Genomic DNA, 24137 nt, shown 5'->3' with positions numbered 1-24137 from the left:
AGGAGCTGTTTTGTCAGCGTAACGATTGATATTATTTGAGAATACCGGCTGGAGAGAGAAAAATCACCTCCCTCACTATAAAAAGTTCCACCGGTGCTGAGGGTTTGAAATTCATATTCCAAGGGGAAATGAGTATGACCAATAGACGTGATTTTCTTAAAAAAGCCGGTTTAACAACCGTTGCAGCTGCTGGTGCTTCCACTCTTGCAGCGCCTGCCGTTCACGCAGCAGGCCGCAAAATTACATGGCGTTTGCAGACCTATGCTGGTGCAGCACTTGCACAGCACGTCATCAAGCCATCCATTGATGCCTTCAACAAGGCTGCCAATGGCGAGATGGAAATTCAGCTGTACTATGCAGATCAGCTGGTTCCAACTGGCGAGCTGTTCCGTGCGATGCAGCGCGGCACAATTGATGCAGTGCAGTCTGATGATGATTCCATTGCTGCGCCAGTAGATGTTTCCGTTTTCGGTGGCTACTTCCCGTTTGCTTCTCGTTACAGCCTTGATGTTCCTGCCCTGTTTAACCATTGGGGTTTGAAGGAAATCTGGGAAGAAGCTTACGATGAAGTTGAAGGCGTTAAATGGCTTTCAGCTGGTGCGTGGGATCCTTGTCATTTTGCGACAAAAGAACCAATCCGCAGCCTTGCTGACCTTAAAGGCAAACGCGTCTTCACCTTCCCAACAGCTGGCAAGTTCCTCACACGCTTTGGCGTTGTGCCGGTAACATTGCCATGGGAAGACATTGAAGTTGCGATGCAAACTGGCGAACTGGACGGTATTGCATGGTCCGGTATCACTGAGGATTACACAGTAGGTTGGGCAGATGTCACCAACTACTTCCTCACCAACAACATTTCCGGCGCGTGGGCAGGCTCTTACTTTGCCAACTCCGAGCGTTGGGATGAGTTGCCAGAGCACCTGAAAACCCTCTTCAACCTGTGCATGGATAGTTCACATTACTACCGTCAGCATTGGTACTGGGCAGGCGAAGCAAAGCTGCGCACGCAAGGCGAGAAGATGGAACTGACAACTATTCCTGATGAGGAGTGGGCAACTGTTGAAGCAGAAGCTCACAAGTTCTGGGATGAAATTGCAGCCAAATCCGAGCGTAATGCACGTGTTGTTAAAATCCTCAAGGAATACAACGCTGCAATGACGAAAGCTGGACGTCCATACCGTTACAGCTAAGTGACGACGCATTTGAAACCGGTTGGCCCCTATGGGGGCTGACCACCCAATTCTTTTAAGGTCTCAGTGCCACTGGTGTTCGCAGGAGAGGCGATCACATCAGCCACTTTCAAATTGGTCCTCGGGGAACAGGTATGTTGCGAGAAGAAACTAAAAAGACACGTAGAACCGGAAAGTTAACCCTCGACGATTTGCGTGAGCTGGTCACTGCTGGTGAGATCGATACCGTTGTCGCGGCACAGGTTGATATGCAAGGCCGCTTGATGGGCAAGCGGTTTCAGGCAGAATTCTTTGTGAACAGCGCATGGGAAGAAACTCACTGCTGCAATTATCTGCTGGCAACGGATATGGAGATGAGCACGCCAGACGGCTACAAATCCACCAGTTGGCAAGCGGGTTACGGCGATTATGTCATGAAGCCGGATCTGGATACCTTGCGTGTCATTCCATGGCTTGATGGCACCGCACTGGTTCTCTGTGATGTTCTGGATCATCGCACCCATAAAGAAGTTCCCCATTCGCCTCGCGCCATCTTGAAGAGACAGGTGGATCGTCTTGAAGGCATGGGCATGACCGCCAATATGGCGACTGAGCTGGAATTCTTCATCTTCAAACAAAGCTATGAAGAAGCTGGAGCTCAGGGCTATCGCGGGCTATCTCCGGTTTCCAATTACAATGAGGACTACCACATCTTCCAGACCACCAAGGAAGAGAACGTCATGCGCGCCATTCGTAATGGCCTTAACGGCGCGGACATTCCAGTGGAGTGCTCAAAGGGCGAAGCTGATGCAGGTCAGGAAGAGATCAACGTTCGCTACTCCGATGCGTTGAAGATGGCAGATCGCCACTCAATTACTAAAAACGGCTGTAAAGAAATTGCATGGCAGCAAGGCCAGAGCGTGAGCTTTATGGCGAAGTGGAGCAATGAGGCATCTGGCAACTCCTCACATGTTCACCAGTCACTTTGGGGTAAGGACGGCGAGTCTCTATTCTACGATCCAGCTGGCGAATACGGCATGTCCAAATTGATGCGCTACTATCTGGCAGGGCTATTGAAACACGCCAGCGAGATCACCTATTTCCTTGCGCCAAACATCAACTCCTACAAACGTTTTGCGGAAGGCACTTTTGCGCCGACCAAAGCGATTTGGAGCCTTGATAACCGGACCGCTGGTTACCGTGTGTGTGGGGAAGGCGGCAAAGCCGTGCGTGTTGAATGCCGTGTTGGCGGCGCTGATCTCAACCCATACCTTGCGATGGCGGCTCTGCTTGCTGCTGGAATTGATGGTATCGAGAATAAGCTGGAGCTGGAACCAGAGTTCCGCGGAGATGCATACGGCACCGAGAACATTCGCGAGATTCCAAAGACGTTGCGCGATGCGGCGCAAGAGCTAAGATCCTCTGAGATGCTTCGAAACGCGTTTGGCAGCGATGTGATTGATCACTATGCGCACGCAGCCAAAATCGAGCAAGACGAGTACGACCGCGGTGTAACTGACTGGGAAGTTATGCGCGGATTTGAACGATCCTGATTTATGCGGCCCTTACGCTGCGAATGATGAGTTGACCATGATCAAGACACTAAAATGTATTTCGCCTGTAGATGGATCTGTGTTTGCAGAACGTCCGGTGGCAAACCAAAAACAAGCAGAAGCTGTCATCGCTGAAGCAAAATACGCTCAAAAGGAATGGGCCTCTCGCCCGCTGGAAGAGCGCATTAAGCTGGTGATGGCTGGTGTTGCCAGGATTGGTGAACAGAACGACGAGATCGTGCCTGAGCTCGCGAAAATGATGGGTCGTCCTATCCGGTATGGCGGTGAGTTTGGTGGCTTTAACGAGCGGGCTTCTCACATGGCGACAATTGCGGCGGAAAGCCTCAAGCCGATTGTGGTTGAGGAAAGCGACAATTTCGAGCGTCGGATCGAGAAAGAACCTCACGGTGTTATCCTCGTTGTCGCGCCATGGAATTACCCTTACATGACCGCGATCAACACTGTTGCCCCGGCTCTGATTGCCGGTAACGCTGTGATCTTAAAACACGCGACCCAGACCTTGCTGGTTGGAGAGCGTATGGCCTCCGCATTTGCTGAAGCGGGTGTGCCTGCACAGGTGTTCCAGAACCTCTTCCTTGATCATGACACCACATCGCACCTGATCGCAGGGCGTCACTTTGGCTTCGTGAACTTCACCGGCTCTGTTGGTGGTGGCCGTGCAATGGAAATCGCAGCAGCTGGCACCTTCACCGGTCTTGGCCTTGAACTTGGTGGTAAAGATCCCGGTTATGTGATGGATGATGCAGACGTTGAGGCTGCAGCTGAAACGCTCATTGACGGTGCCATGTTCAACTCCGGTCAGTGTTGTTGTGGGATCGAGCGGATCTACGTGCATTCTTCCAAATATGATGCGTTTGTGAAGAAGGCTGTTGAGATCGTTTCCAGCTACAAACTCGGGTCTCCGCTGGATAAAGAAACAACCATCGGTCCAATGGCAAATGTCCGTTTTGCCGAAGTTGTTCGCAAGCAAACAGCAGACGCTGTTGCTGCTGGCGCAACCCCGATGATTGATGCAAGCCTGTTCCCGCAGGATGATGGCGGGGCCTACCTTGCACCGCAGATCCTGACCAACGTGACGCACTCTATGGATGTCATGCGGGAGGAAAGCTTTGGACCCGTTGTTGGCATCATGAAGGTTGAGAGCGACGAAGAAGCGATCGCTTTGATGAATGACAGTCACTATGGGCTGACAGCATCGCTTTGGACACAAGACCCTGTACGTGCAGCTAAAATTGGGAGGCAGGTTGAAACTGGGACCGTGTTCATGAACCGGGCTGACTATCTGGATCCTGCTCTGTGTTGGACTGGTTGCAAGGACACTGGTCGTGGTGGCGGTCTGTCGTCCATCGGCTATCAGAACCTGACCCGTCCTAAATCCTACCATCTCAAGAAGGCATGAGAAAAATGTCGTTGACAGCAAACTGGAGCTACCCAACTGCTATCCGTTTTGGAGCTGGCCGCATTAAAGAACTGGCCGAGGCCTGTGCTGCTGCTGGCATGAAAAAGCCGTTGCTGGTGACCGACAAAGGCCTTGCCAGCCTGCCGATCACATCTAACACGCTAGACATTATGGAAGCGGCTGGCCTTGGTCGCGGCATGTTCTGCGATGTTGATCCAAACCCAACCGAGATTAACCTTACCGCTGGCGTTGCTGCGTTTAACGCAGGTGGCCATGACGGCGTGGTTGCGTTTGGCGGTGGTTCAGGTCTTGACCTTGGCAAGCTGGTTGCTTTTCAGGCTGGACAGACGCGTCCGGTTTGGGATTTTGAAGATATTGGGGACTGGTGGACCCGCGCAGATGCGGATGCGATCTACCCGAATATCGCCGTGCCGACAACAGCTGGTACGGGCTCTGAAGTGGGCCGCGCAAGCGTCATAACCAACTCGCAAACACATGTGAAGAAGATCATCTTCCATCCAAAGATCCTGCCAAGCATCGTGATCTGTGATCCTGAGCTGACTGTTGGTATGCCGCAGATGATCACTGTTGGTACAGGCATTGATGCGTTTATTCACTCGCTGGAGGCATTCTGTTCCCCTCACTATCATCCAATGTCTCAAGGCATTGCGCTTGAGGGTATGCGACTGGTCAAAGAGAACTTGCCAAAGGTTTTTGCTGATCCGAATGATATTGAAGCGCGCGGCCACATGATGAGTGCAGCGGCGATGGGTGCAGTGGCTTTCCAGAAAGGCCTTGGCGGCATCCACGCTTTGGCGCATCCGATTGGTGCGGTTTACAACACACATCACGGTATGACCAATGCAGTGATTATGCCCGCTGTGTTGAAGTTCAACCGCGCTGCAATTGAGGATCGCATTGAGATGCTTGCGTCTTATCTGGGTATTTCTGGCGGGTTTGATGGGTTTTATGATTTTGTGATGAAGATGCGGGCGGACATGGGCGTTCCGGAGACTTTGAGCGCGTTGGGTGTTGGCACAGATAAAATTGATGTGTTGGCAGCTGAGGCAATCAAAGATCCAAGTGCTGGTGGTAACCCCGTTGAGCTGACGCTGGAGGCGGCGAAGGCTCTGCTTGTTGAAGTGATCGGTGAGCCAGTAAGCGCTTAACCTGTTACATATCAATAGATAAGCCCCGCAGAGCAAGTTGTTTTGCGGGGCTTTTTCGTTTTGAGATAGTACTATTTAGTCCGGCAATTCGATGCAATCGTGCAGATAGTCCAATCCATCAGGGCTGAGCTCAGGGCCGAGTATGGTCTTGAGGTCAGCGTTGTAATCGCCAAGCCACTTCATTTCCGCTCGCGTCAGCTCCACCATGTTGAGCATTTGCGGTTCAATCGGAATGTAGGTGAGGTTCTTGAAGGAGAGGAACCCATCGGCTTCCTCTATGATTTCAAAGAGGTTTTCGATGCGGATACCAAACTTATCCGCCACATAGAAACCCGGTTCTATGGACATCACCATGCCTGCACAAAGATCCACCGGATTGTACGGCTTTCCAATGCGTTGCGGCTGTTCGTGGACGGAGAGGTAATGACCAATACCGTGGCCGGTTCCATGGTCATAGTCCAGACCAAGATCCCAAAGCGGTTTGCGGGCGAAGCCATCTATGTGATAGCCTTGTGTGCCTTTTGGAAACCGTAGTGAAGCCAGTGCGATAAAGCCTTTGAAAACAGCGGTGTAGGCGCGGCGGAACTCATCATTGACTTCGGAAAACGCGAAGGTGCGCGTTGCATCTGTGGTGCCGTCAATGTATTGGCCGCCAGAATCCAGAAGGTAGGTCTGTTCTGGTAGAATTTCCGTGTTGGTAGCATCGCTCGCAGCATAATGACACATGGCAGCATTGCCGGAAGCTGCTGAAATACTTCGGAAACTTGGATAGACGAAACCGCTTTGACGTTGGCGCTCGCCTAGTATGCGTTCTTCTGCTTCCAGTTCATAAACCGGATTACCAGCTTTTGCACGAAGGGGAACTTCTCGTTTCAGCCAAGCTGCAAACTCGGTCCATGCAATGCCGTCGCGGATGTGGCAGGCGCGTAAGCCATTGAGTTCGCAGGAGTTCTTCTGTGCCTTTGTGAGGGTGATTGCACCGCGTTGCATCAGCGGAATTCCGCCTGCCTGCTTTACTGATATGCGTGCAGCAACGGGAGAAAAGTCTGGATCAACAAGGACTTGCGCGTTCTCGCCAGTCAGGTTTTCAATGCCATCCAGAAAATCGCGAGGATCAGCGGTTTCAACGCCGTCTAATTCATAGTCTTCTAGAGTGTTGGAGAGTTTACGGGAATTCACAAACCAACAGGCTGAGCCGTCATCTTTCAACAAAAGGAAGGAATGCGGGATGGGATTAAATTCCACATCATCCCCGCGCACATTGAGCAGCCATGCGATGTTGTCCGGTTGTGTTTCCACCAGAAGCTTGGCACCAGCCTCTTTCATCTGAGCAGCGATTTCTCCGCGTTTTTGCAAGCTGGTTTTGCCCGCATGTTCAACGGAGTAGGGGGTAACCGGAGCGAGTGGTTTTTCTGGCTGATCCTCCCAGACTTCATCCACCAGATTGTACGGTGTAGCGACCAGTGTGGCTTTGGCCTGTTCCACGCCTCCGTCAAATCTATCCCACCAGTTGGAGGGAATAAGCATGGGATCAACCCCCACTCTTTCCCCGCGGTTCACGTTGGCGGAAAGCCAGTGTTCCAGCGGTTCCTCAAACAAATGTTGGAAAGCGAACGTTTCAGCGCTGCATTGGTTGCGGACTTGAACGGTATAGCGCCCATCCACAAAAACCACGGCCTCTTTGAGGGTAATAAGTGCCAGACCAGCGGACCCGGTAAAGCCGGTTGTCCACGCCAAGCGCTCATCGTGAGGCGCGCAATACTCCCCTTGATGCTCGTCAAAGCGAGGGATGATAAGTGCATCCAGCGAGTTGCTTTTCATCTCCTCCCGCAGGAGGGAAAGGCGATCCATTATGGTCTCAAACTTCTGATTTTCCAACATAATTTGCCTGATATATACTTTTTATTCTATGACTGGATGAGGGTTTCGGCATGGTGATAAGCAACATGACCCAGCTCGTCAATAGCTCTCAATTGGGGAGTTTCACTCTGGCATCTTGCAGTAGCATGAGGGCACCTTGCATGGAAAGCGCAACCCTTGGGAACGTTAAGAGGACTGGGTAATTCTCCGGAGATTGAAGGCCGGGTATTGCGCTTGTCTGGATCTAAAGAAGGAGCTGCTGCGAGAAGGGCTTTGGAATAGGGATGTCTTGGGGCGTTAAACAGCTGTTCTGAGTCCCCGATCTCAACAATTGAGCCCAGATAAATCACCGCAACCCTGTGGGATACATGGCGGACAAGTCGCAGATCATGCGCCACAAACAGGATTGTCAGCTTGAGCTTGTCCTGAAGCTCCAACAGCAGATTCACCACCTGCGCCTGAACAGAGACATCCAGCGCGGAGACCAGTTCATCGGCCACCAACACCTCAGGCTCTACGGACAAAGCCCGTGCAATTGCAATGCGTTGGCGTTGCCCACCCGAGAATTCGTGAGGTAGTTTTTCCGCAGCATCTTGCGGCAGACGCACCAGCTCCAGCAGCTCTGCAATGCGATCATCAATCTGTTCTGGCGGGCGCATTTTGTGAACGCTCAGGGCTTCACACAAGACCTGCCGTACACTCATGCGGGGATTGAGGGAGGAGTAGGGGTCCTGAAACATCATCTGGACCCGGCGGTTATACTCCCGCAGCGCAGCCGCATCTTTGGCAGCTACTTCCTGCCCGTCATAATGAATGGTGCCCTTATCCGCCTCGTAAAGCCGTGCCAAACAACGGGCTAACGTGGACTTGCCACAGCCAGATTCTCCAACGATACCAAGCGTTTCCCCTCGCATGACCTCAAGGCTAACCCCATTCAGGGCTTTGACTATGCGTTGAGGTTTGCGTTGAATTGCGTCGAAGAGGGTTTTTTTGAGTGGAAAGTGTAAATGGAGGTCCTTTACCTCCAGCACCGGCGCTTCCAAGGTCATGCCAGCTCCTCCTGTCGCGCAACGTCCAGATGATGGCAGGCAGCTGAAATACCTTCACCGATCGTTTGCAATGATGGTTTCACTTGATAGCAATCCTCCTGCGCCTTGTTACAGCGCGGAGCGAAGGAACATCCAACGGGCAATGCATCCAAGGCAGGCGGTGTCCCCGGAACAGAATAGAGCGCGGTGCGGGGGGGGATATTTTCCGGCACCGATTTGAGCAGGCCAAGCGTGTAGGGATGGCGCGGTGATTTGAGGACATCGCGAACGGATCCGTTTTCAACCAATCGGCCCGCATACATAACTGCGACGCGATCGCAGGTTTGTGCGACCACACCCAAATCATGCGTAACCAAAACAATAGCCATGTTGAGATTTTTGGCGAGCGACAGCAGCAATTGCAAGATCTGGTCCTGAATGGTGACATCAAGCGCCGTTGTCGGCTCATCGGCCAGCAGCAGTTCCGGGTTGGAGGCGAGGGCAATGGCGATCATCACCCGTTGCCGCATACCGCCGGAGAACTGGTGCGGGTAATCCTTCAAGCGGGAGGAGGCGCTGGGAATGCCAACCGTGTCTAGCAGTTCAATAGCGCGGGCCCTGCGTTGGCGGCGGTCCAGTTGCGTGTGAGCTTTCAGGTTCTCTTCAATTTGCAGGCCAATGTTCAGCAGCGGGTTGAGGGATGTCATGGGCTCCTGAAAGATCATGGAGATCTGGCTGCCCCGAACCGACTGCAACTGCTTTTCGCTTTGGGGAATGAGATCTTCCCCTTTCCAAAACACGTTACCCTCAACTGTGCCATGTTGTTTCGCCAGCCCGGTGATGGAGCGCAGGGTGATGGATTTGCCAGACCCGCTTTCGCCCACAAGGCCGAGGACTTCGCCGGGGTTCACCTCCAGCGAGATGCCGTCGACCGCTGTGAGGGTTTTGCCCTTACTGTGAAACTTGGTGGTGAGATTGCAGACCTTGAGCAAAGGTGTTTGTGAGGTGGTCATCAGGATGCTCCTCGTGGACGTAGAACATCAGCAAGACTATCTCCCACAAGGGAGAACCCAAGGCCTGTAATCACAATCGCAATGCCCGGCATTAAGCTCAGCCACCAGGCTGTGGTGATGAAGTTGCGCCCTTCTGCAATCAGCACGCCCCATTCGGCTTGCGGTGGCTGCGCGCCAAGGCCCAGATAGCCAAGCGATGAGCCGAGAAGGATAGCCAGCGCCATGTCTGTCATCCAATAGGTGATCAGCGGTGTCATGGCATTAGGCAGCAAATGGCGGAAGATAATGCGGAAGGAGGAATAGCCCATCACACGCCCCGCCAAGGCATAATCATTCGTCATCTGGGTCATGACTTCAGCGCGGGTGAGGCGGGCGTAATACACCCACTGCACCAGCGTGACGGCCACATACATGTTGGTCAGGCCGGGGCCGAGAACCGCAACAACGGCAATCACCAGTACCAGAAACGGGAAGGTGATGGTGACATCAACAATGCGGCCAAAAATGATATCTGCAATGCCGCCATGATAGGCGACCATGGAGCCAACAAAAATACCGATCACCATGGCAAAGAAGGTTGCAAAAAACGCAATCTGCATATCAACGGAATATGCCCAGATCACACGAGACAGCGTGTCTCTGCCCAGATTATCCGTGCCGAACGGGTGATCCCAACTCGGTGGTTGTTGTAGGGTCGAATAATCAAATGCGCTGGGATCATACGGGGCAAATGCCCATGGAAATACCGCCAGAATGATGGAGCTGGTGAGAATGAAAAGGCCAAGCAGAAAACCGGGGCGCAGCAGGGCTTTCACCCGTGGATGCATGCCTTTTTTCAAAGAGGCTTGAGCCTGTGAGGTATCGAACTGGGTCATGCGACACGTAACCTCGGATCTAGCCATGTCTGCACCAGATCGGTGAACAGGAACACGACGGAGACCATCACGGCAAAGGTGAGGGTTAGCCCCTGAATCAACGGATAATCGCGGGCGAAAATGGCCTCCAGCATCAACCGGCCCAGACCGGGCACCGCGAAGACGGTTTCAGTCACTAGCGTTCCGCTCATCAGGTTGCCAATGGAAAGGCCCAGAAGCGTCACGGTGGAAATGAGCGCATTGCGCAACACATGCCGGCCAAGAATGACGCCGTTGGAAAGGCCTTTGGAGCGGGCAAACTGAATATACTCAGCATCCAGCACCTCAATCACAGCAGAGCGCAAATTTCGCATGATGATTGCGGAGGTGTAGAGCGCCACTGTCAATGCAGGCAGCATCAGATGGTGCATGTGCTGTAAAAACGTTTTGCCGTATCCCCCAACCGGAAACAGCCGCAAGGAAGCCGCAAGAAATGTGAGCAGCAACAGTCCGATGTAAAACACAGGTGTTGAGAGGCCAATCTGAAAGACGCTGCGAATTGCGATGTCGACAGGGCCGTTTTTGTTGAGCGCGGCGATAAAAGCCATCGGCCCGGCAATAAGGATGGACAGGCAGACCGCGTAAATGGTGAGGAACGCTGTAACGGGCATGCGTTCCAGAATAACTTCGGTAACGGGGGCTTTGAGCAGAATGGACGTGCCCATATCACCTGTGAGCGTGTTTCTGACAAAGTAGAAGAACTGCATCACAAAGGGTTCATTCAGGCCCAATTTCTGCCGGATCAGTTCAAGTTGCACTTCTGTTGCCTTGGCATCCGCCATTGCAATGGCCGGATCTCCCGGCAACATGCGAACGAGTAAAAAAATCACCACCATCACCAGCAGAAACACAGGAATAATCTGCAGGAGGCGGGACACAAGATAGGAAAGTGAAGACATTCCTCAGTCCTAATTAGGGCAACAGCGAAATGAGCCCTGAATGGGCCGAAGCGCTGGCTCACAAAAAGGGCGCTTCGGCAGAGTTTGGATTGCTGGGAAGGTTGGAGAAGTTATTTTGCAATCCAGGCAGATGAGAACTCATTGTTCCCCAGTGGAGTCTGGAGATATCCATTCACGTTGGAAGAAAGTGCCACAGCAAACGGAGTTTCATAAAGGAACAGCAGCGGTGCAGCGTCTGCATATATGTCCTGCATACTCTTGTATTGCTCACTGCGTTTTTCCGGGTCAATTTCAGTGTTGGAGGCTTCAAACAACGTGTTGAATTCTGCGTTGTTCCAGCCAGTCCCAACAGCTTTACGGGTTGGGTAATAGCCAAGCCAGCCAGCAACCTGCGCCGGATCATTCACGTCATTCACCCAGCCGTAGGTGTGGATGTCGAACTCGCCGGAGCGGTTCTTTGCGCCACGAGTTGGGCCATCAACTTGCTCAACCTTCAAGCTCACACCAAGCGGTGTCCACATCTGCTGAAGCGCTGCAAACAATGTGGAATCGTCAGAAGAGCCGGCCAGTGTGGTGAGCGTGATTTCAGTGCCTTCTTTTAGGCCTGCAGCGGCGGCAAGTTCTTTTGCTTTCGCCATATCATAAGGGTAAAGCGGGCCACCATCATGAGCGAGCTGCGTGGTGGATGCCATCAACGGAGATGTCATCGCCTTACCAGTGCCGTGTGTAATCAGCTGAACCAGCGCATCCTTGTTGGTTGCGTAGTTGAGCGCCTGACGCACGCCCTTGTTCGCCAGTGGGTTGGCAGACCCATCTGCACGGGTTTGACGGGTGTTAATCGGGCTGTAAACGATGCGGGTGGATGGGTACAATTCCATGTTGATGGCAGGATCAGCGGTCAGCTCTGCTACACGGGAAAATGGCACGAACTCAGCCCCGTTCACTTCGCCAGCCTGAAGCTTCAGGATACGAGTGGCATCATCGGGGATGACGATGAAGCTCACTTCATCAAGGTAAGGCAGTGGCTTGCCGTCTTCACCTTGACGCCAGTAATGCGGGTTGGCGGAAAATGTCATAGTGCTGCCGCGTGCACGGTCCTTCAAGCTGAACGGACCGGAAACAGGTGTTCCGGGCGCAAACAGAGCGGTTGCTTTTTCCTGATCAGTGGCACCCGGTGCCGCATCAAATGCAGCCTTGGAAACAATTGCGGTGTTAAAGGTTGCCAGAATGGAGATCAGCGCAGGATCAGGGTTTTTCAAGGTAAGCGTGACGGTGTTGCCATCCGTGGACACGCCCCCAACCGATCCCATCAGGCCAGACCACGGACCCAAATCGGGGTTCATGGCGCGTTCAAGAGAGAACTGCACGTCATGTGAGGTGATCGCGGAACCATCGGAGAACTTGATGCCATCGCGCAGGGTGACGCTGATGGTTTTGCCGTCTTCAGAGACGGCATAGCCAGAGGCGAGGCCCGGTACGATTGTTTTGCCATCTGCGTTGGTGCGTAGCAGCGTGTCATAGAGGTTGGTGACCATCCAGATATCCGGGTTCCGGTCTGCGTAGACTGGATCAACCAGATTGGAATCATCGTAGCGCGCAAAGGTCATAGTCCCGCCACGCTCAACCGCGAGTGCGGAATTCATGGCAAGCATGGACACGCCGGTAAGCGCGGCAATCAATAAAGTCTTCATGGTAGTCCCCTCAAATGATACGTGCCGGACATGCTGTGTTATATTATTGCGCATGCGGGCCCGCAGGTGATGGCTGCTCCCGTAATTCCATAAGCCACCACTGATATATCAGTATTATCTCTGATATATCTCTGTTTGCAAGAGCCAAAACTCACTAAAGAAAAATTTTCATCACAACGAAACTCTCTGAATTAATAGTTTAGGGGTGAAATATTGCTGTAATTGCAGTTTCACTGAGAGAAACTTGTGCTTTGCCTCTAGGTAATCTGCGGTATCTACACCTGAACCTTTGCGACCAACAGTTGAATAAATCTAGACTTATGGGACTAAACACAAAAAAGAGGCACCGGAATATTATTCCGCTACCTCCTCATAAATGAAGCATACTCATCCAAACTAGGATTGTTGTTAGGCTAAGCGTCTTGCTTAGGTGCAGCCTTTTGGAAGGCTTCCAGCTTTTCTGTCTCAGCAATAATGGCATTGACGCGGGTGAGGTGCGAGCGATCTGCGCCCCAACGATCTGCGTTGTAGACCTGCGGGACAAGGCAAAGATCCGCCATGCTCACCTGATCGCTATGACAGAATTTGCCGCTCTGCCCGTCTGCGAGCAGCGCCTCAAATGCGTTGAGGCCTTTGCTGATGTATGCGCGCATCCAGTCCACTTTGACTGTGTCATCCCCGCCGCTCAACTGCACAATACGTTGCACGATGCCCAGATTACAGACCGGGTGAATGTCCATCGCAATGGCGTGAGATAAAGCGCGGACCCGTGCCCGTTCACGCGCAGTTGCAGGCATTAGGGCTGGAGTCGGGTGGAGTTCATCCAGATATTCAACAATCGCGAGGGACTGGGTGAGTATGTCACCGTCCATGTCCAGTGAGGGGACAAATCCGAGTGGATTGCGCTGTAAATTTTCGTCGCCCTTCTGCTCGCCCTTCAGCAGGTTGACCGTAACCATGTCATACTCAAGCCCTTTCAGGTTCAGCGCGATGCGCACCCGATAGCTCGCTGATGAGCGCCAGTAGTCGTAAAGAGTAATGTTAGACATGGTATCGGCGCCCCCCAGAGCACTGTTCCCTCAAGTAGGTTCGTTGGCTTTCGTGATCTCGCCTCGTTCGTCAACCAAAGCCTCAGCATTGTGCTGAACTTTTTCCATGAGGGCGAGCAGCACATCCTGCTCCTGCGCACTCAGGTTGGCAGTCAGGGCGGTTTCAACGTCACGCACCAGCGGAACGACATCCTTAAATATACGCAGGCCTTCAGCAGTTAGCCGCAAAACGGATTTTCTGCGGTCCTCCCCGTCAATATCCCGGCGGAGAAATTCCTTTTTGCGAAGCGATTGCACGGCGCGGCTGACATTCACTTTGTCCATGCTTGAGCGCTCAACAATTTCCGAGGCTGACAGCGCATGATTGCGGCCAAGAATTGCCATGGTGCGCCATTCAGAAACGCTCAAGCCATATCGCTCCCGGTAAACACTTGAAACCGCTGCGCTTACGGCTGTGCCAAAAACACGGACCTTATAGGGGAAGAAAGTACCAAGTTGGAAATCATCCCGCTCTGTCGTGTTCGTCGGTTTCGCCATCATTGAGACTCGTTGGTTTAAAATGAAACTATTATGCTTCTACAGTGGCACAGTTACCCTGATAGTATCAACTGCAACTATATGTCAAGACCGCACATTACGCTACTGATATATATGCGAAAGTAGTATAAACCGATATTTTCTGCCAGTTATGAGGGCATTAGCGGGTTTTTTGACGCATCGTGATCTGTCTCCCAAGGAAAATGTTATTGACAAAGTTACATGTGAAACTATTCTGAGATCAGATAAATTACTGATTGTCTGAGTCTGGTTGGACTTTGCCGCAATCTTCAATTGCCAAGGATGTGTTATGACGAGTTGGATCGAGAGTGCGAACGCGCCGCACTGCCATTTCCCAATCCAGAATCTTCCCTACGGTGTGTTTGCCAAGGATGGAGAAGAGCCACGGTGTGGTGTTGCGATCGGCGACATGGTTGTTGATATGGCTGTGTTGGAATCTGCGGGCCTTCTCAAGGCGGGCGGAACCACGACAGTTTTCGACAAACCGGCTCTTAATGACTTCATGGAACTGGGCATGGCTGCGTGGGATAGCGTTCGCGATCAGCTGACCTCACTGCTCAAAAAGGGTGGTGATACTGCGCTGTCCGGCAATGAAACACTGATGCCGAAAGCACTGGTGCCTATGAGTGCCGCTCAGATGTTCATGCCCTTCAAGGTTGCCGAGTACACCGATTTTTATGCGGGCAAACAGCACGCCCTGAACGTCGGCACGATCCTTCGCGGTGCAGAAAACGCTCTGCCGCCGAATTGGTTGCACATTCCAATCGGTTATAATGGCCGTGCCTCTACCATTGTTGTCAGCGGAACGGATGTTATTCGCCCTCTGGGTCAGACCAAAGCGCCAACGGCGCAGGTGCCCTCCTTCAACCCATGCGCTCGCCTCGATATTGAGCTGGAAATGGGGACTGTTGTTGGCACGCCAAGCCAGATGGGCAAGCCGATCACCGTTCAGGAAGCCGACGACATGATCTTCGGATATGTCCTGCTCAATGACTGGTCCGCTCGTGATATTCAGGGCTGGGAATACCAGCCGCTTGGTCCGTTTCAGGCTAAAGCGTTTGCGACCTCCATCAGCCCATGGGTTGTGACCAAGGCTGCGTTGGAAGCGTTCCGCACCAACACGCCTGCACGTGAAAAAGTGCTGCTGCCCTACCTCAATGAGCCGGGTCCGATGATCTACGATATTGAGTTGCAGGCACACATGCAGCCAGAGGGCGCTGATAAGGCGACGCTTCTGTGCCACACAAACTACAATCGCATGTACTACTCAGCGGCTCAGCAGTTGACCCACCATGCCATTGGCGGCTGTAAAATGAACACCGGCGATCTGCTCGGCTCCGGCACCATCTCAGGTCCGGATAAATCCGAGTACGGATCCCTGATGGAACTGACCTGGGGTGGCAAAGAGCCAATCACTCTGGACAGCGGTGAGACCCGCACGTTCATCGAGGATGGCGACACCCTGACGTTGACAGGTTGGGCGCAGGGCGATGGCTTCCGCATTGGTTTTGGCGAATGTGTCGGCAAAATTCTGCCATCTCCAGATTTTAAAGTTTAATTAGGACGACTATCATGGCCAAAGCATTTGCATCCAGTGGCGACATGGAAGCCAAAAAAATCTCCTTCACCGAAGTTGGACGCGATCTTTACGCGTTCACCGCTGAGGGCGATCCAAATACCGGCGTTATCATTGGTGATGACAGCGTTATGGTGGTTGATGCGCAGGCAACACCTGTCATGGCGCAGCTCGTGGTTGATAAAATCCGCGAAGTCACGGACAAGCCGATCAAATACGTGGTGCTTTCGCATTACCATGCTGTGCGTGTGCTGGGTGCCTCCGGTTACGGTGCTTCAGAAATCGTCGCTTCTGAGAAATGCGAGGGCATGATTTACGAGCGCGGTCAGGAAGATTGGGACTCCGAGTTTGGTCGTTTCCCGCGCCTGTTTGATGCAGCTGATTCCATCCCGGGCCTCACATGGCCAACTATGACCTTCAAAGACCGTATGACCATCAACATGGGCAACCGTAAGGTTGAACTGATGCACCTTGGCCGCGCACACACCGCTGGCGACATAGTTGCATGGGTTCCAGACGAAGGCGTGATGTTCACCGGTGATATCGTTGAGTACCACTCAGCTTGTTACTGCGGTGATGGTCATTTCAAAGACTGGGGCAACACGCTCGACGCAATCAAAGCCTACAACCCAGACGCAATTGCACCCGGTCGTGGTGATGCGCTTGTTGGCAAAGAAATGGTCGGCAAAGCTATCGAGAACACTCGTGACTTTGTCATGAGTACCTATAAACCAGCCGCCCGCGTGGCAGTACGAGGCGGCACGCTCAAAGAAGCATGGGACGCAGTGCGTGCAGAATGCGATCCAAAATTCGCTGACTACGCAATCTACGAACATTGTCTGCCATTCAATGTTGCCCGCGCATTTGACGAAGCCCGCGGCATCGACACCCCCCGTATCTGGACTGCTGAACGTGACCAAGAAATGTGGGCAGCATTGCAAGGATAAAATGAGATGAGCTTGAGTGAAGGGGTGGTAATACTAGCATTCGTAAATCTTGCTGTAGCAACGATTGTCTGGATGTTGCTCCATTCTTCGCTCATGTCAAAACTGCATGAAGATTGGAAGACTTCTGGTCGTTCAATCTTCCTCTATCCTGTCTTGTACGCCAAACTTTACGGTCAGTTTTTACTTGGAGGGAGACACCGAGATCTTCGCAAATGGATCGGAATAACAGCACTCTGGGGTTTGTTTAGCTTTATGTTCCTCGGAATTTTAAGCCTACGCGCTCTAGGCGAATGTTACTACAACCCGGACTACGCAATAGCCCGACAGATAGAAGCATTCAGAGCCCAGTTTTCGGATAAAAAATGCGTCGATATCTCAAAGAACTCCACAACACAGTCCAACTCCCCTCAACTTTGAGGGAGCGTCGTTAAATAGCTGTTTCTATGACGAAACTGGGAGGTTTTGAATTGAAAAAGATTTTCGAAGTTCCGCTATATCCATATGTCCGATCATCGGATCAGGATGCGGAACAGGTAGTACGCCATAAGGTTGTTGTTGTGGGAGCCGGCCCGATTGGTCTGGCAGCGGCAATTGAACTGGCTATGCAGGATATTGAAGTTGTTGTTGTTGATGACAATGACAAGGTGAGCTGGGGCTCGCGCGCGGTTTGTTACGCAAAACGTCCGCTTGAAATCCTCGACCGCCTTGGCTGTGGGGATCAGTTTGTTGACAAGGGCGTTCAGTGGAACGTTGGCAAGGTGTTCTTTGATGAGCGTCAGGTCTACCAGTTTGATCTGCTGCCAGAAGATGGCCACAAGCGCCCGGCCTTTATCAACCTACAACAGTATTATTTTGAAGAGTATCTGTTTAACCGGGTCGTTGAGTTAAAAGCCCAAGGTAAGCCGATTGAAATCCGTGGCAACAACAAGGTTGTTTCTGTAGATCAAGGCACTGACTTCGCAACTGTTGAGCTGGAAACACCAGAAGGCAATTACAAAGTCGAAACTGACTGGGTGATCGCCTGTGACGGTGCTGCCTCTCCAATCCGCTCCATGATGGATCTGGATTTTGTAGGCCGCGTGTTTGAAGACAACTTCCTGATCGCTGATGTGATCATGGATGCCGAATTCCCAACAGAGCGTTGGTTCTGGTTTGATCCGCCGTTCAACCGTGGTCAGTCTGCTCTTTTGCATAAGCAGCCAGATAATGTATGGCGCATCGATCTTCAGCTTGGCTGGGACATTGATAAGGAAGAAGAGAAGAAGCCCGAGAACGTTATTCCGCGCCTTAAAGCTATGCTTGGCGAGGATGTTAAGTTCGAGCTTGAGTGGGTTTCCATCTACACCTTCCAGTGCCGCCGTATGGAACAGTTCCGCAAAGGCCGTGTGATCTTTGCTGGCGACAGTGCCCATCAGGTGTCTCCCTTCGGTGCCCGCGGTGCCAACTCCGGTCTTCAGGATACAGACAATCTGATCTGGAAACTGGCGCTGGTGATGGACGGCAAAGCGCCAATGAGCCTGCTGGACAGTTACGATGAAGAACGTGTTTATGCGGCGCAAGAGAACATTATGAACTCGTCCCGCGCAACAGACTTCATCACGCCAAAATCAGCTATCAGCCGTGTGTTCCGCGATGCTGTGCTGGAACTGGCGGAAAAAGCCGAATTTGCACGTCCACTGGTGAACTCCGGTCGCCTGTCTGTTCCAGCGACCTATGACGGGTCCTCGCTCAACAGTGATGATTGCGAGGGCATGCCCGCGCGTTCACGTCCGGGGTCTCCGGCAGCGGATGCGCCAACAGAAAATGGGTACCTGCTGAGCCAGCTTGGCAACAAATTCCAGTTGTTGGCGGTTAATGCAGATGTGCCTGATACTGTTATCGTGAACGGCATCACTATTTCAGCACTGCGTGTCGAAGCCAACGCTGAAATGAAAGCTCGTTACCTCGGAGACAAAACCTCTGGTGTGTATCTGATGCGCCCTGACCAGCATGTGGCAGCGCGTTGGGAAAGCTACAACGGAGATTTGGTGGCTGAGGCTATGAACCGCACAATCGGCATTTTTGAACAGGAGGCCGCACAATGAGCCATCTGAATACAAAACCAAACATCTCCAAGCCAGATGATTTTTACGAAGAACTTCTGGTTCTGCATGGAGGTCGTTCTGAGAAGGAAAGCGAAGCGCTCAACGCCAAGCTCATCCTCATTCTCGCCAATCACATTGGCGACAGAACAGTCCTTCGCGAAGCAATGGAACTGGCTGCCAGCACTCAGGGAGGAGCCGAAGCTTAATCGCTTTGGGTTGTAGACACATGAAAATTGAACAAATTCACCACGTTGCGTACCGTTGTAAAGACGCGAAAGAAACCGTTGAGTGGTACACCAAAAACCTCAACATGGACTTCGTGCTGGCGATTGCCGAGGACAAAGTTCCCTCGACCCACGAGCCTGATCCTTACATGCATCTGTTCCTTGATGCAGGTAATGGCAACGTGCTGGCGTTTTTTGAACTGCCAACCAAGCCAGAGATGGGCCGCGACGAGAACACACCAATCTGGGTGCAGCATATCGCCTTCAAGGTGAAGGACCGCGAAACCCTGATCGAGTTCAAAGAGCATCTTGAAGGCAACGGCATTGATGTGCTGGGCGTGACTGATCACTCCATCTTCCACTCCATCTACTTCTTCGATCCAAATGGACACCGTGTAGAACTTGCTTGTCCAGATCCAGAAGAAGAAGAGAAATTGAAGCGTCTCGACGCGGTTAAGTGGGACATGCTTGAAGAGTGGAGCCGCACCAAAAAAGCGCCGAAACATGCTGATTGGTTACACGCAAAAGAACTCGGAAGAGACTAATTTATCTTAGACTACGCGGGAGAAAATGGAGCCTGGAGGGGCCCCGTTTTCCAATCTACGACATTATTTTAATGGTATCTTATGGGAGGGATCCATGGAATTCTTGAAAACGAAAGTTGCGCGCCGCGCATTGCTTGGTGTTGCAACCGTTGCTCTGTTGGCACCGACTGCATTTGTAACGGCTGCCTATGCTGAAACCACTCTGGTTCTTTCCAGTTGGTTACCACCCCGTCACCCGGTTGTGGTCAACGCAATCAAGCCGTGGGCGCGGGAAATCAAAAAAGTAACGGATGGCCGCGTTTCTGTACGCGTGCTTGCAAAGTCTGCTGGTGCTCCACCTGCCCACTTTGATATGGCGGCAGATGGCGTTGCGGACATCACGTACGGCCTGCATTCCTTCACCAAAGACAATCGCTTCCAGCGCTCCCGTATTGGCCAATTCTCCTTCCTTGGAGATGATGCTGTGTCCGGGTCCAAGGCATTTTGGGATGTGTATGCAAATGATCTGGATGCACAGGCAGAGCACAAAGGCACCAAGGTTCTTGGTCTCTTCGTTCATGGTCCGGGCGTGTTCCATAACAACGTGCGCAAGCTGAACACACCTTCAGACATTGAAGGCCTGAAAATCCGTGTACCGGGCGGGTACATTGCGGATCTGGCCAGTGATCTGGGTGCGTCTCCGATCTTCATGTCTTCCGGCGAAGTCTATGAGAAACTGTCTCGCGGCATCATTGACGGTGTGACCTTCACCTATGAAGCTCTGACAGCGTTTAAATTGCTCGACCACGTGAAGTACTCCATGCGTGTTCCAGGTGGGATCTACAACACCACATGGTTCCTCGTCATGAATGAGGGCAAGTGGAACGACATTTCTGCTGAAGATCAGACTGCGATCATGGCAATTTCCGGCGATGCTTTTTCTGAGCGCGTTGGTAAGGCATGGAACGACGCTGATGAAAAAGCGATTGAGCGCATCAACAAAGCTGGCATCGAAATCTACGATGCATCTCCTGCAATGGTTGACGCGATCAAAGGCAAAGCGGCTGCTTATGAAGCTGCATGGGGCGAAGCGATTGCAAAAGATGGCTTTGACGGCGCTGCTGCCCTTACCAAGTTCCGCAATTCTACAGGCGTGGAAAATTGAGTTGGTCTAACAACACTTCGGGGAGCGCATCGCGGGTGCGCTCCTTGGTCAAGCTCATTGAGCTTGGCCTTGGAATATGTTGCGCGTTACTCCTCGCGGGTATGACTGGCCTTACAGTTGTTGATGTGGTTGGCCGTTACTGGTTCAACGCCCCTGTTCGCGGGGCGTTTGAAGTAACTCAGTTGATGCTTGGGGCTTTGGTTTTTTCCGCCCTGCCGCTCACCACATCACGCCGGGAACATGTTGAAGTCGACATGATTTACGGCATGGTTCCCCCTGTTATGCAGTCTTTGATGACTGCGATCTCAGGGTTTGTTTCTACCGTTGTTCTCTTTGTCCTGTCCTGGCGCCTTGCTGCACATGCTGTTCGCCTGATGGAAGATGGATCAGTGACCAACGCCCTCGATATTCCGCTGGCCCCGCTTTCCTGGATTGCGGCCGCGTCAGCCCTTTTGAGCGGAGCTTACACGCTCGTTCTGTTCAGAAAAGCATTCCGCAGAGGTTTTTAAAGTCATGTTTGAGTCCCTAGTCGGCTTTACAGCTCTGCTCTCATTGATCTTTTTGCGCGTGCCCATTGCGTTCGCCATGATCCTTGTCGGGTCCGTTGGCTTTGCGTGGTTGCGTGGCTGGAACGCAACATGGTCAGTTGTGAGCACAGTTGGATTTGATACCAGCCTGTCTTACTCGCTCTCCGTTGTGCCGCTGTTTATTCTGATGGGCAATCTGCTCACCATTTCCGGCGTCAGCCACGGGCTTTATGCAGCCGCGAACCGCTTGGTTGGCGGGGCTCGCGGTGGCCTTGCTATGGCCTCCGTTGTGGCCTGTGGTGGTTTTTCGGCGGTGTGTGGGTCTTCTCTGGCAACCGCTGCGACCATGTCCAAAGTGGCGATGCCTTCCATGCGCAAATACGGTTATGCCGATAGTCTGGCAGCCGGGTCCATTGCAGCAGGTGGCACGCTGGGTATTCTCATTCCGCCATCCGTGGTGATGATCATCTATGGCCTGTTGACAGAATCTGACATTGGCAAACTATTTATTGCTGGTGTTATTCCGGGCATTTTAGGGCTTTTGCTTTACATCGGCGCCATTTATGTCACCACGCTCATCAACCCGTCTCTCGCGCCCAAGTCAGAAGGTGTTGAGCCGTTCACGCGAAAAGAAAAGATCGGTGTGTTTGCGGTTCTCGGTCTCTTCGCCGTTATCATGACTGGCATCTATGGTGGGTTCTTTACCCCAACAGAAGCCGCGGGTATTGGCGCAGGAACTGCCTTTTTGATTGCGCTTGCTATGGGCGGCATGACCATGGAGAGCCTGTATCACGCGATGCTGGAAAGCGCGCGCACCACGGCTATGATCTTCATGATCATCATCGGCGCTGAGGTGTTCTCCAACTTCGTCAATTTTGCAGGCCTGCCGGATACGCTGGCCGAATGGGTGCTGAACCTTGACGTTAACGCTTACATGGTGCTGCTCGGTATCGTGCTGATCTACATTGTGCTGGGGTGTGTGCTGGAAAGCCTTTCCATGATCTTGCTCACTGTGCCGGTGTTCTATCCGCTCATTTTAGAGTTGGATTTTGGCGTCGAAGCTTTGAACGACCCGGAGGCTGTGCTGATCTGGTTTGCGGTGATTGTGGTGGTTGTGACGGAGATCAGTCTGATCTCACCTCCCGTCGGGCTCAACGTGTTTGTGCTGCGTAACGTGCTGCAGGATGTGAAGCTCTCCACGATCTTCAAAGGCGTGTTCCCGTTCTGGGTATCCGACCTTGTCCGCCTCGCACTCCTGATCGCTTTTCCGTGGTTCTCTCTCTGGCTTGTTGGGGCCATGTAGCGAAATTCATTGTGAATTTTACGAAGGGAGGGCATTTGCTCTCCCTTTTTTTAGGGGGTGTTCCGCACTCCTCTCACATCCTAACAATCAGAAGAACAGGCAATTAACCCGCGACCCTCATAGTACCTACAACCAGAACAAGGTAGAGGGTTACATGGGTCCTAACATCGCAATTATTGGAGCTGGCCCAACCGGATTGACTGCTGCAATCGAGCTTAAGCGACGTGGATTGACGCCAACATTGTTTGAAGCGCGTAATTGTTTGGGTGGGCAGTGGGCTTACGAGGTGTTGTCGGATGAACCCGTTGATATCCGCGATCCGCAAAGCCAATCGGTTTCTTCTGCCATGTACCCGCGGCTTTGGACCAACCTACCCAAATATTCAATGCAGATCTCTGATTATCCGCTACCTGAGGAATTACAACCGTTCCCCGGCAGAGTTGATGTGCTCGATTACATCAGTGCAACCGCGAAAGCTGCTGGGATTGTGCCGCTCATCCGTTTCAACAGCCCCGTTAAACAGCTCAGTAAGGTGGCTGGGGGTTGGCTGCTTGAAACAGAAGAAAAGCGCGAGATTTTTACGCATGTCATGGTCGCATCCGGTAAGGACAGTCACCCCAATATTCCTGAAATTGAAGGACTGGATAGCTTTGATGGCCCTGTAATCCACTCACAATCCTATCGCTTGCCAGAGATTCACGAGGGCAAACGTGTGGTGTTGATAGGGGCTTGCGTCTCCTCCGAGGATATCTCGCTGGATCTCAGCCCTCATGCCGAGCAGGTTTATATTTGTGGAACATTCCCGCCCAATGGACATAAATGCTATGTCCGCGATGGCCTCTATGGGGATGGTTTCAACATCAGTCAACATGCCCGGCCTAAGCGTGTTGAAGGCAACAAAGTGATTTTGCAGAACGGTGAGGTTCTGTATGACGTGGATACAATCATCCTGTGCACGGGCTATATTTACCGCTTTCCTTTTTTAGAAGGGGAACTGGATGATATAGAGCTTAGTGGCCAAACCATGGGGCCGTTGTATCTCAATATGTTTTATCCAACAGACCCGAGTCTGATTTTTCTGGGCTTGCCGCGGTTTACAGTTCACTTTGCCAATGTTCACCTGCAAAGCGTTTATTGTGCGCAGATTTTGAGCGGCGAACAAAGCCTACCCTCACTCGCAGATATTCAGAAAGAAGCGCACGACGGCTCCTGTGTTTTGCAAAGATTGCCGTCGGACCTCAACGCCTATCACGAGTGTGCCTTTGAGAACTTTACAAAGTTGTGCAAGCTAAGTGGTGAACCAAACCTGGACTGGCAGCGGTTACTGACCGAATTGAATGATCATAAGCGCCTTCACCAGCAGTACTACCGGCAATACCCTTTTGAGTTTAAACTGAAAGAAATGCCTTTCCCCGATACCTAGCGTGCAATGGGCTCCTTTGCATTCTGCTGAGAGGGATGAGG

General features: G+C 52.3%; 22 protein-coding genes. 14 read left to right on the top strand and 8 right to left on the bottom strand.

The features are described 5' to 3' along the window. Nucleotides 1-134 precede the first annotated feature (134 nt). The 4 genes from BLS62_RS03010 (at nucleotide 135) to BLS62_RS02995 (ending at nucleotide 5311) form a co-directional block, all read left to right on the top strand. Nucleotides 135-1190, top strand: coding sequence for a TRAP transporter substrate-binding protein (locus BLS62_RS03010; protein WP_093176741.1), 1056 nt, complete (start codon nucleotides 135-137; stop codon nucleotides 1188-1190). A gap of 134 nt (nucleotides 1191-1324) precedes the next feature. Continuing rightward, nucleotides 1325-2722 (top strand): glutamine synthetase family protein, encoded by a 1398-nt coding sequence (locus BLS62_RS03005; RefSeq protein WP_093176739.1) that lies wholly within the window; start codon nucleotides 1325-1327, stop codon nucleotides 2720-2722. A gap of 40 nt (nucleotides 2723-2762) precedes the next feature. Beyond that, entirely contained in the window at nucleotides 2763-4142 is a 1380-nt protein-coding gene (locus BLS62_RS03000; RefSeq protein WP_208990668.1) for an aldehyde dehydrogenase family protein, read from the top strand. A gap of 5 nt (nucleotides 4143-4147) precedes the next feature. Then, a complete protein-coding gene (locus tag BLS62_RS02995) occupies nucleotides 4148-5311 on the top strand; it encodes an iron-containing alcohol dehydrogenase (RefSeq protein ID WP_093176977.1) in 1164 nt (387 codons plus the stop codon). Between the two features lie 75 nt (nucleotides 5312-5386). On the opposite strand, the gene BLS62_RS02990 is transcribed toward BLS62_RS02995, so the two are convergent. From BLS62_RS02990 to BLS62_RS02955, 8 genes are all read right to left on the bottom strand, one after another. Then, nucleotides 5387-7162 carry a M24B family metallopeptidase gene (locus BLS62_RS02990; RefSeq protein WP_208990655.1) on the bottom strand — a complete coding sequence of 592 codons (1776 nt, stop codon included), beginning with the start codon at nucleotides 7160-7162 and terminating at the stop codon, nucleotides 5387-5389. Nucleotides 7163-7218: 56 nt separating this feature from the next. Beyond that, nucleotides 7219-8220 (bottom strand): ABC transporter ATP-binding protein, encoded by a 1002-nt coding sequence (locus BLS62_RS02985; protein ID WP_093176733.1) that lies wholly within the window; start codon nucleotides 8218-8220, stop codon nucleotides 7219-7221. After that, nucleotides 8217-9212 (bottom strand): ABC transporter ATP-binding protein, encoded by a 996-nt coding sequence (locus tag BLS62_RS02980; protein WP_093176730.1) that lies wholly within the window; start codon nucleotides 9210-9212, stop codon nucleotides 8217-8219. The genes BLS62_RS02985 and BLS62_RS02980 overlap by 4 nt, the downstream gene beginning before the upstream one ends. Continuing rightward, complete coding sequence (locus BLS62_RS02975; RefSeq protein ID WP_093176727.1) at nucleotides 9212-10087, bottom strand: ABC transporter permease; 876 nt, start codon at nucleotides 10085-10087, stop codon at nucleotides 9212-9214. The genes BLS62_RS02980 and BLS62_RS02975 overlap by 1 nt, the downstream gene beginning before the upstream one ends. Next, a complete protein-coding gene (locus BLS62_RS02970) occupies nucleotides 10084-11025 on the bottom strand; it encodes an ABC transporter permease (RefSeq protein WP_093176724.1) in 942 nt (313 codons plus the stop codon). The genes BLS62_RS02975 and BLS62_RS02970 overlap by 4 nt, the downstream gene beginning before the upstream one ends. Before the next feature lie 110 nt (nucleotides 11026-11135). Continuing rightward, nucleotides 11136-12716 carry an ABC transporter substrate-binding protein gene (locus BLS62_RS02965; RefSeq protein WP_093176721.1) on the bottom strand — a complete coding sequence of 527 codons (1581 nt, stop codon included), beginning with the start codon at nucleotides 12714-12716 and terminating at the stop codon, nucleotides 11136-11138. A gap of 413 nt (nucleotides 12717-13129) precedes the next feature. Continuing rightward, nucleotides 13130-13765: a maleylacetoacetate isomerase gene (gene maiA / locus BLS62_RS02960; protein WP_093176718.1), complete on the bottom strand. Its 636-nt coding sequence runs from the start codon at nucleotides 13763-13765 to the stop codon at nucleotides 13130-13132. Nucleotides 13766-13795: 30 nt separating this feature from the next. Next, nucleotides 13796-14305, bottom strand: a complete 510-nt coding sequence (locus tag BLS62_RS02955; RefSeq protein WP_093176715.1) for a MarR family winged helix-turn-helix transcriptional regulator — start codon at nucleotides 14303-14305, stop codon at nucleotides 13796-13798. 307 nt (nucleotides 14306-14612) lie between these two features. On the opposite strand from BLS62_RS02955, the gene fahA reads away from it, so the two are divergent. From fahA to BLS62_RS02905, 10 genes are all read left to right on the top strand, one after another. Beyond that, nucleotides 14613-15881, top strand: coding sequence for a fumarylacetoacetase (fahA, locus tag BLS62_RS02950; protein WP_093176713.1), 1269 nt, complete (start codon nucleotides 14613-14615; stop codon nucleotides 15879-15881). 14 nt (nucleotides 15882-15895) lie between these two features. Further along, entirely contained in the window at nucleotides 15896-16846 is a 951-nt protein-coding gene (locus tag BLS62_RS02945; protein ID WP_093176711.1) for an MBL fold metallo-hydrolase, read from the top strand. A gap of 6 nt (nucleotides 16847-16852) precedes the next feature. After that, the gene (locus BLS62_RS02940) at nucleotides 16853-17263 is read left to right on the top strand and encodes a hypothetical protein (RefSeq protein WP_093176708.1); all 411 of its coding nucleotides are present in this window, start codon (nucleotides 16853-16855) and stop codon (nucleotides 17261-17263) included. Nucleotides 17264-17289: 26 nt separating this feature from the next. Beyond that, the gene (locus BLS62_RS02935; protein ID WP_093176705.1) at nucleotides 17290-18930 is read left to right on the top strand and encodes an FAD-dependent oxidoreductase; all 1641 of its coding nucleotides are present in this window, start codon (nucleotides 17290-17292) and stop codon (nucleotides 18928-18930) included. Next, nucleotides 18927-19136 carry a DUF2783 domain-containing protein gene (locus BLS62_RS02930; protein WP_093176702.1) on the top strand — a complete coding sequence of 70 codons (210 nt, stop codon included), beginning with the start codon at nucleotides 18927-18929 and terminating at the stop codon, nucleotides 19134-19136. The genes BLS62_RS02935 and BLS62_RS02930 overlap by 4 nt, the downstream gene beginning before the upstream one ends. A 20-nt stretch (nucleotides 19137-19156) precedes the next feature. Then, nucleotides 19157-19699 (top strand): VOC family protein, encoded by a 543-nt coding sequence (locus BLS62_RS02925; RefSeq protein ID WP_093176700.1) that lies wholly within the window; start codon nucleotides 19157-19159, stop codon nucleotides 19697-19699. 94 nt (nucleotides 19700-19793) lie between these two features. Then, a complete protein-coding gene (locus BLS62_RS02920; RefSeq protein ID WP_093176697.1) occupies nucleotides 19794-20843 on the top strand; it encodes a TRAP transporter substrate-binding protein in 1050 nt (349 codons plus the stop codon). Between the two features lie 35 nt (nucleotides 20844-20878). Next, nucleotides 20879-21352: a TRAP transporter small permease gene (locus BLS62_RS02915; RefSeq protein WP_093176695.1), complete on the top strand. Its 474-nt coding sequence runs from the start codon at nucleotides 20879-20881 to the stop codon at nucleotides 21350-21352. A 4-nt stretch (nucleotides 21353-21356) separates the two neighbouring features. Then, on the top strand, nucleotides 21357-22673 hold the full coding sequence (locus BLS62_RS02910; protein WP_093176692.1) for a TRAP transporter large permease: 1317 nt from the start codon (nucleotides 21357-21359) through the stop codon (nucleotides 22671-22673). 154 nt (nucleotides 22674-22827) lie between these two features. Next, nucleotides 22828-24096 (top strand): NAD(P)-binding domain-containing protein, encoded by a 1269-nt coding sequence (locus tag BLS62_RS02905; RefSeq protein ID WP_093176690.1) that lies wholly within the window; start codon nucleotides 22828-22830, stop codon nucleotides 24094-24096. The last annotated feature ends 41 nt before the right edge of the window (nucleotides 24097-24137 follow it).

It is taken from the genome of Pseudovibrio sp. Tun.PSC04-5.I4, from assembly GCF_900104145.1.
Taxonomy (GTDB): domain Bacteria; phylum Pseudomonadota; class Alphaproteobacteria; order Rhizobiales; family Stappiaceae; genus Pseudovibrio.
Note: the sequence above shows the minus strand (reverse complement) of the source record. Positions and strands in the feature narration are given on the sequence as shown.

Coding starts and splice junctions, on each gene's coding strand:
- BLS62_RS03010 (WP_093176741.1), top strand. CDS start 135: ATGACCAATAGACGTGATTTTCTTAAAAAAGCCGGTTTAACAACCGTT.
- BLS62_RS03005 (WP_093176739.1), top strand. CDS start 1,325: ATGTTGCGAGAAGAAACTAAAAAGACACGTAGAACCGGAAAGTTAACC.
- BLS62_RS02995 (WP_093176977.1), top strand. CDS start 4,148: ATGTCGTTGACAGCAAACTGGAGCTACCCAACTGCTATCCGTTTTGGA.
- BLS62_RS02990 (WP_208990655.1), bottom strand. CDS start 7,162: ATGGATCGCCTTTCCCTCCTGCGGGAGGAGATGAAAAGCAACTCGCTG.
- BLS62_RS02985 (WP_093176733.1), bottom strand. CDS start 8,220: ATGACCTTGGAAGCGCCGGTGCTGGAGGTAAAGGACCTCCATTTACAC.
- BLS62_RS02980 (WP_093176730.1), bottom strand. CDS start 9,212: ATGACCACCTCACAAACACCTTTGCTCAAGGTCTGCAATCTCACCACC.
- BLS62_RS02975 (WP_093176727.1), bottom strand. CDS start 10,087: ATGACCCAGTTCGATACCTCACAGGCTCAAGCCTCTTTGAAAAAAGGC.
- BLS62_RS02970 (WP_093176724.1), bottom strand. CDS start 11,025: ATGTCTTCACTTTCCTATCTTGTGTCCCGCCTCCTGCAGATTATTCCT.
- BLS62_RS02965 (WP_093176721.1), bottom strand. CDS start 12,716: ATGAAGACTTTATTGATTGCCGCGCTTACCGGCGTGTCCATGCTTGCC.
- maiA (WP_093176718.1), bottom strand. CDS start 13,765: ATGTCTAACATTACTCTTTACGACTACTGGCGCTCATCAGCGAGCTAT.
- BLS62_RS02955 (WP_093176715.1), bottom strand. CDS start 14,305: ATGATGGCGAAACCGACGAACACGACAGAGCGGGATGATTTCCAACTT.
- fahA (WP_093176713.1), top strand. CDS start 14,613: ATGACGAGTTGGATCGAGAGTGCGAACGCGCCGCACTGCCATTTCCCA.
- BLS62_RS02945 (WP_093176711.1), top strand. CDS start 15,896: ATGGCCAAAGCATTTGCATCCAGTGGCGACATGGAAGCCAAAAAAATC.
- BLS62_RS02940 (WP_093176708.1), top strand. CDS start 16,853: ATGAGCTTGAGTGAAGGGGTGGTAATACTAGCATTCGTAAATCTTGCT.
- BLS62_RS02935 (WP_093176705.1), top strand. CDS start 17,290: ATGACGAAACTGGGAGGTTTTGAATTGAAAAAGATTTTCGAAGTTCCG.
- BLS62_RS02930 (WP_093176702.1), top strand. CDS start 18,927: ATGAGCCATCTGAATACAAAACCAAACATCTCCAAGCCAGATGATTTT.
- BLS62_RS02925 (WP_093176700.1), top strand. CDS start 19,157: ATGAAAATTGAACAAATTCACCACGTTGCGTACCGTTGTAAAGACGCG.
- BLS62_RS02920 (WP_093176697.1), top strand. CDS start 19,794: ATGGAATTCTTGAAAACGAAAGTTGCGCGCCGCGCATTGCTTGGTGTT.
- BLS62_RS02910 (WP_093176692.1), top strand. CDS start 21,357: ATGTTTGAGTCCCTAGTCGGCTTTACAGCTCTGCTCTCATTGATCTTT.
- BLS62_RS02905 (WP_093176690.1), top strand. CDS start 22,828: ATGGGTCCTAACATCGCAATTATTGGAGCTGGCCCAACCGGATTGACT.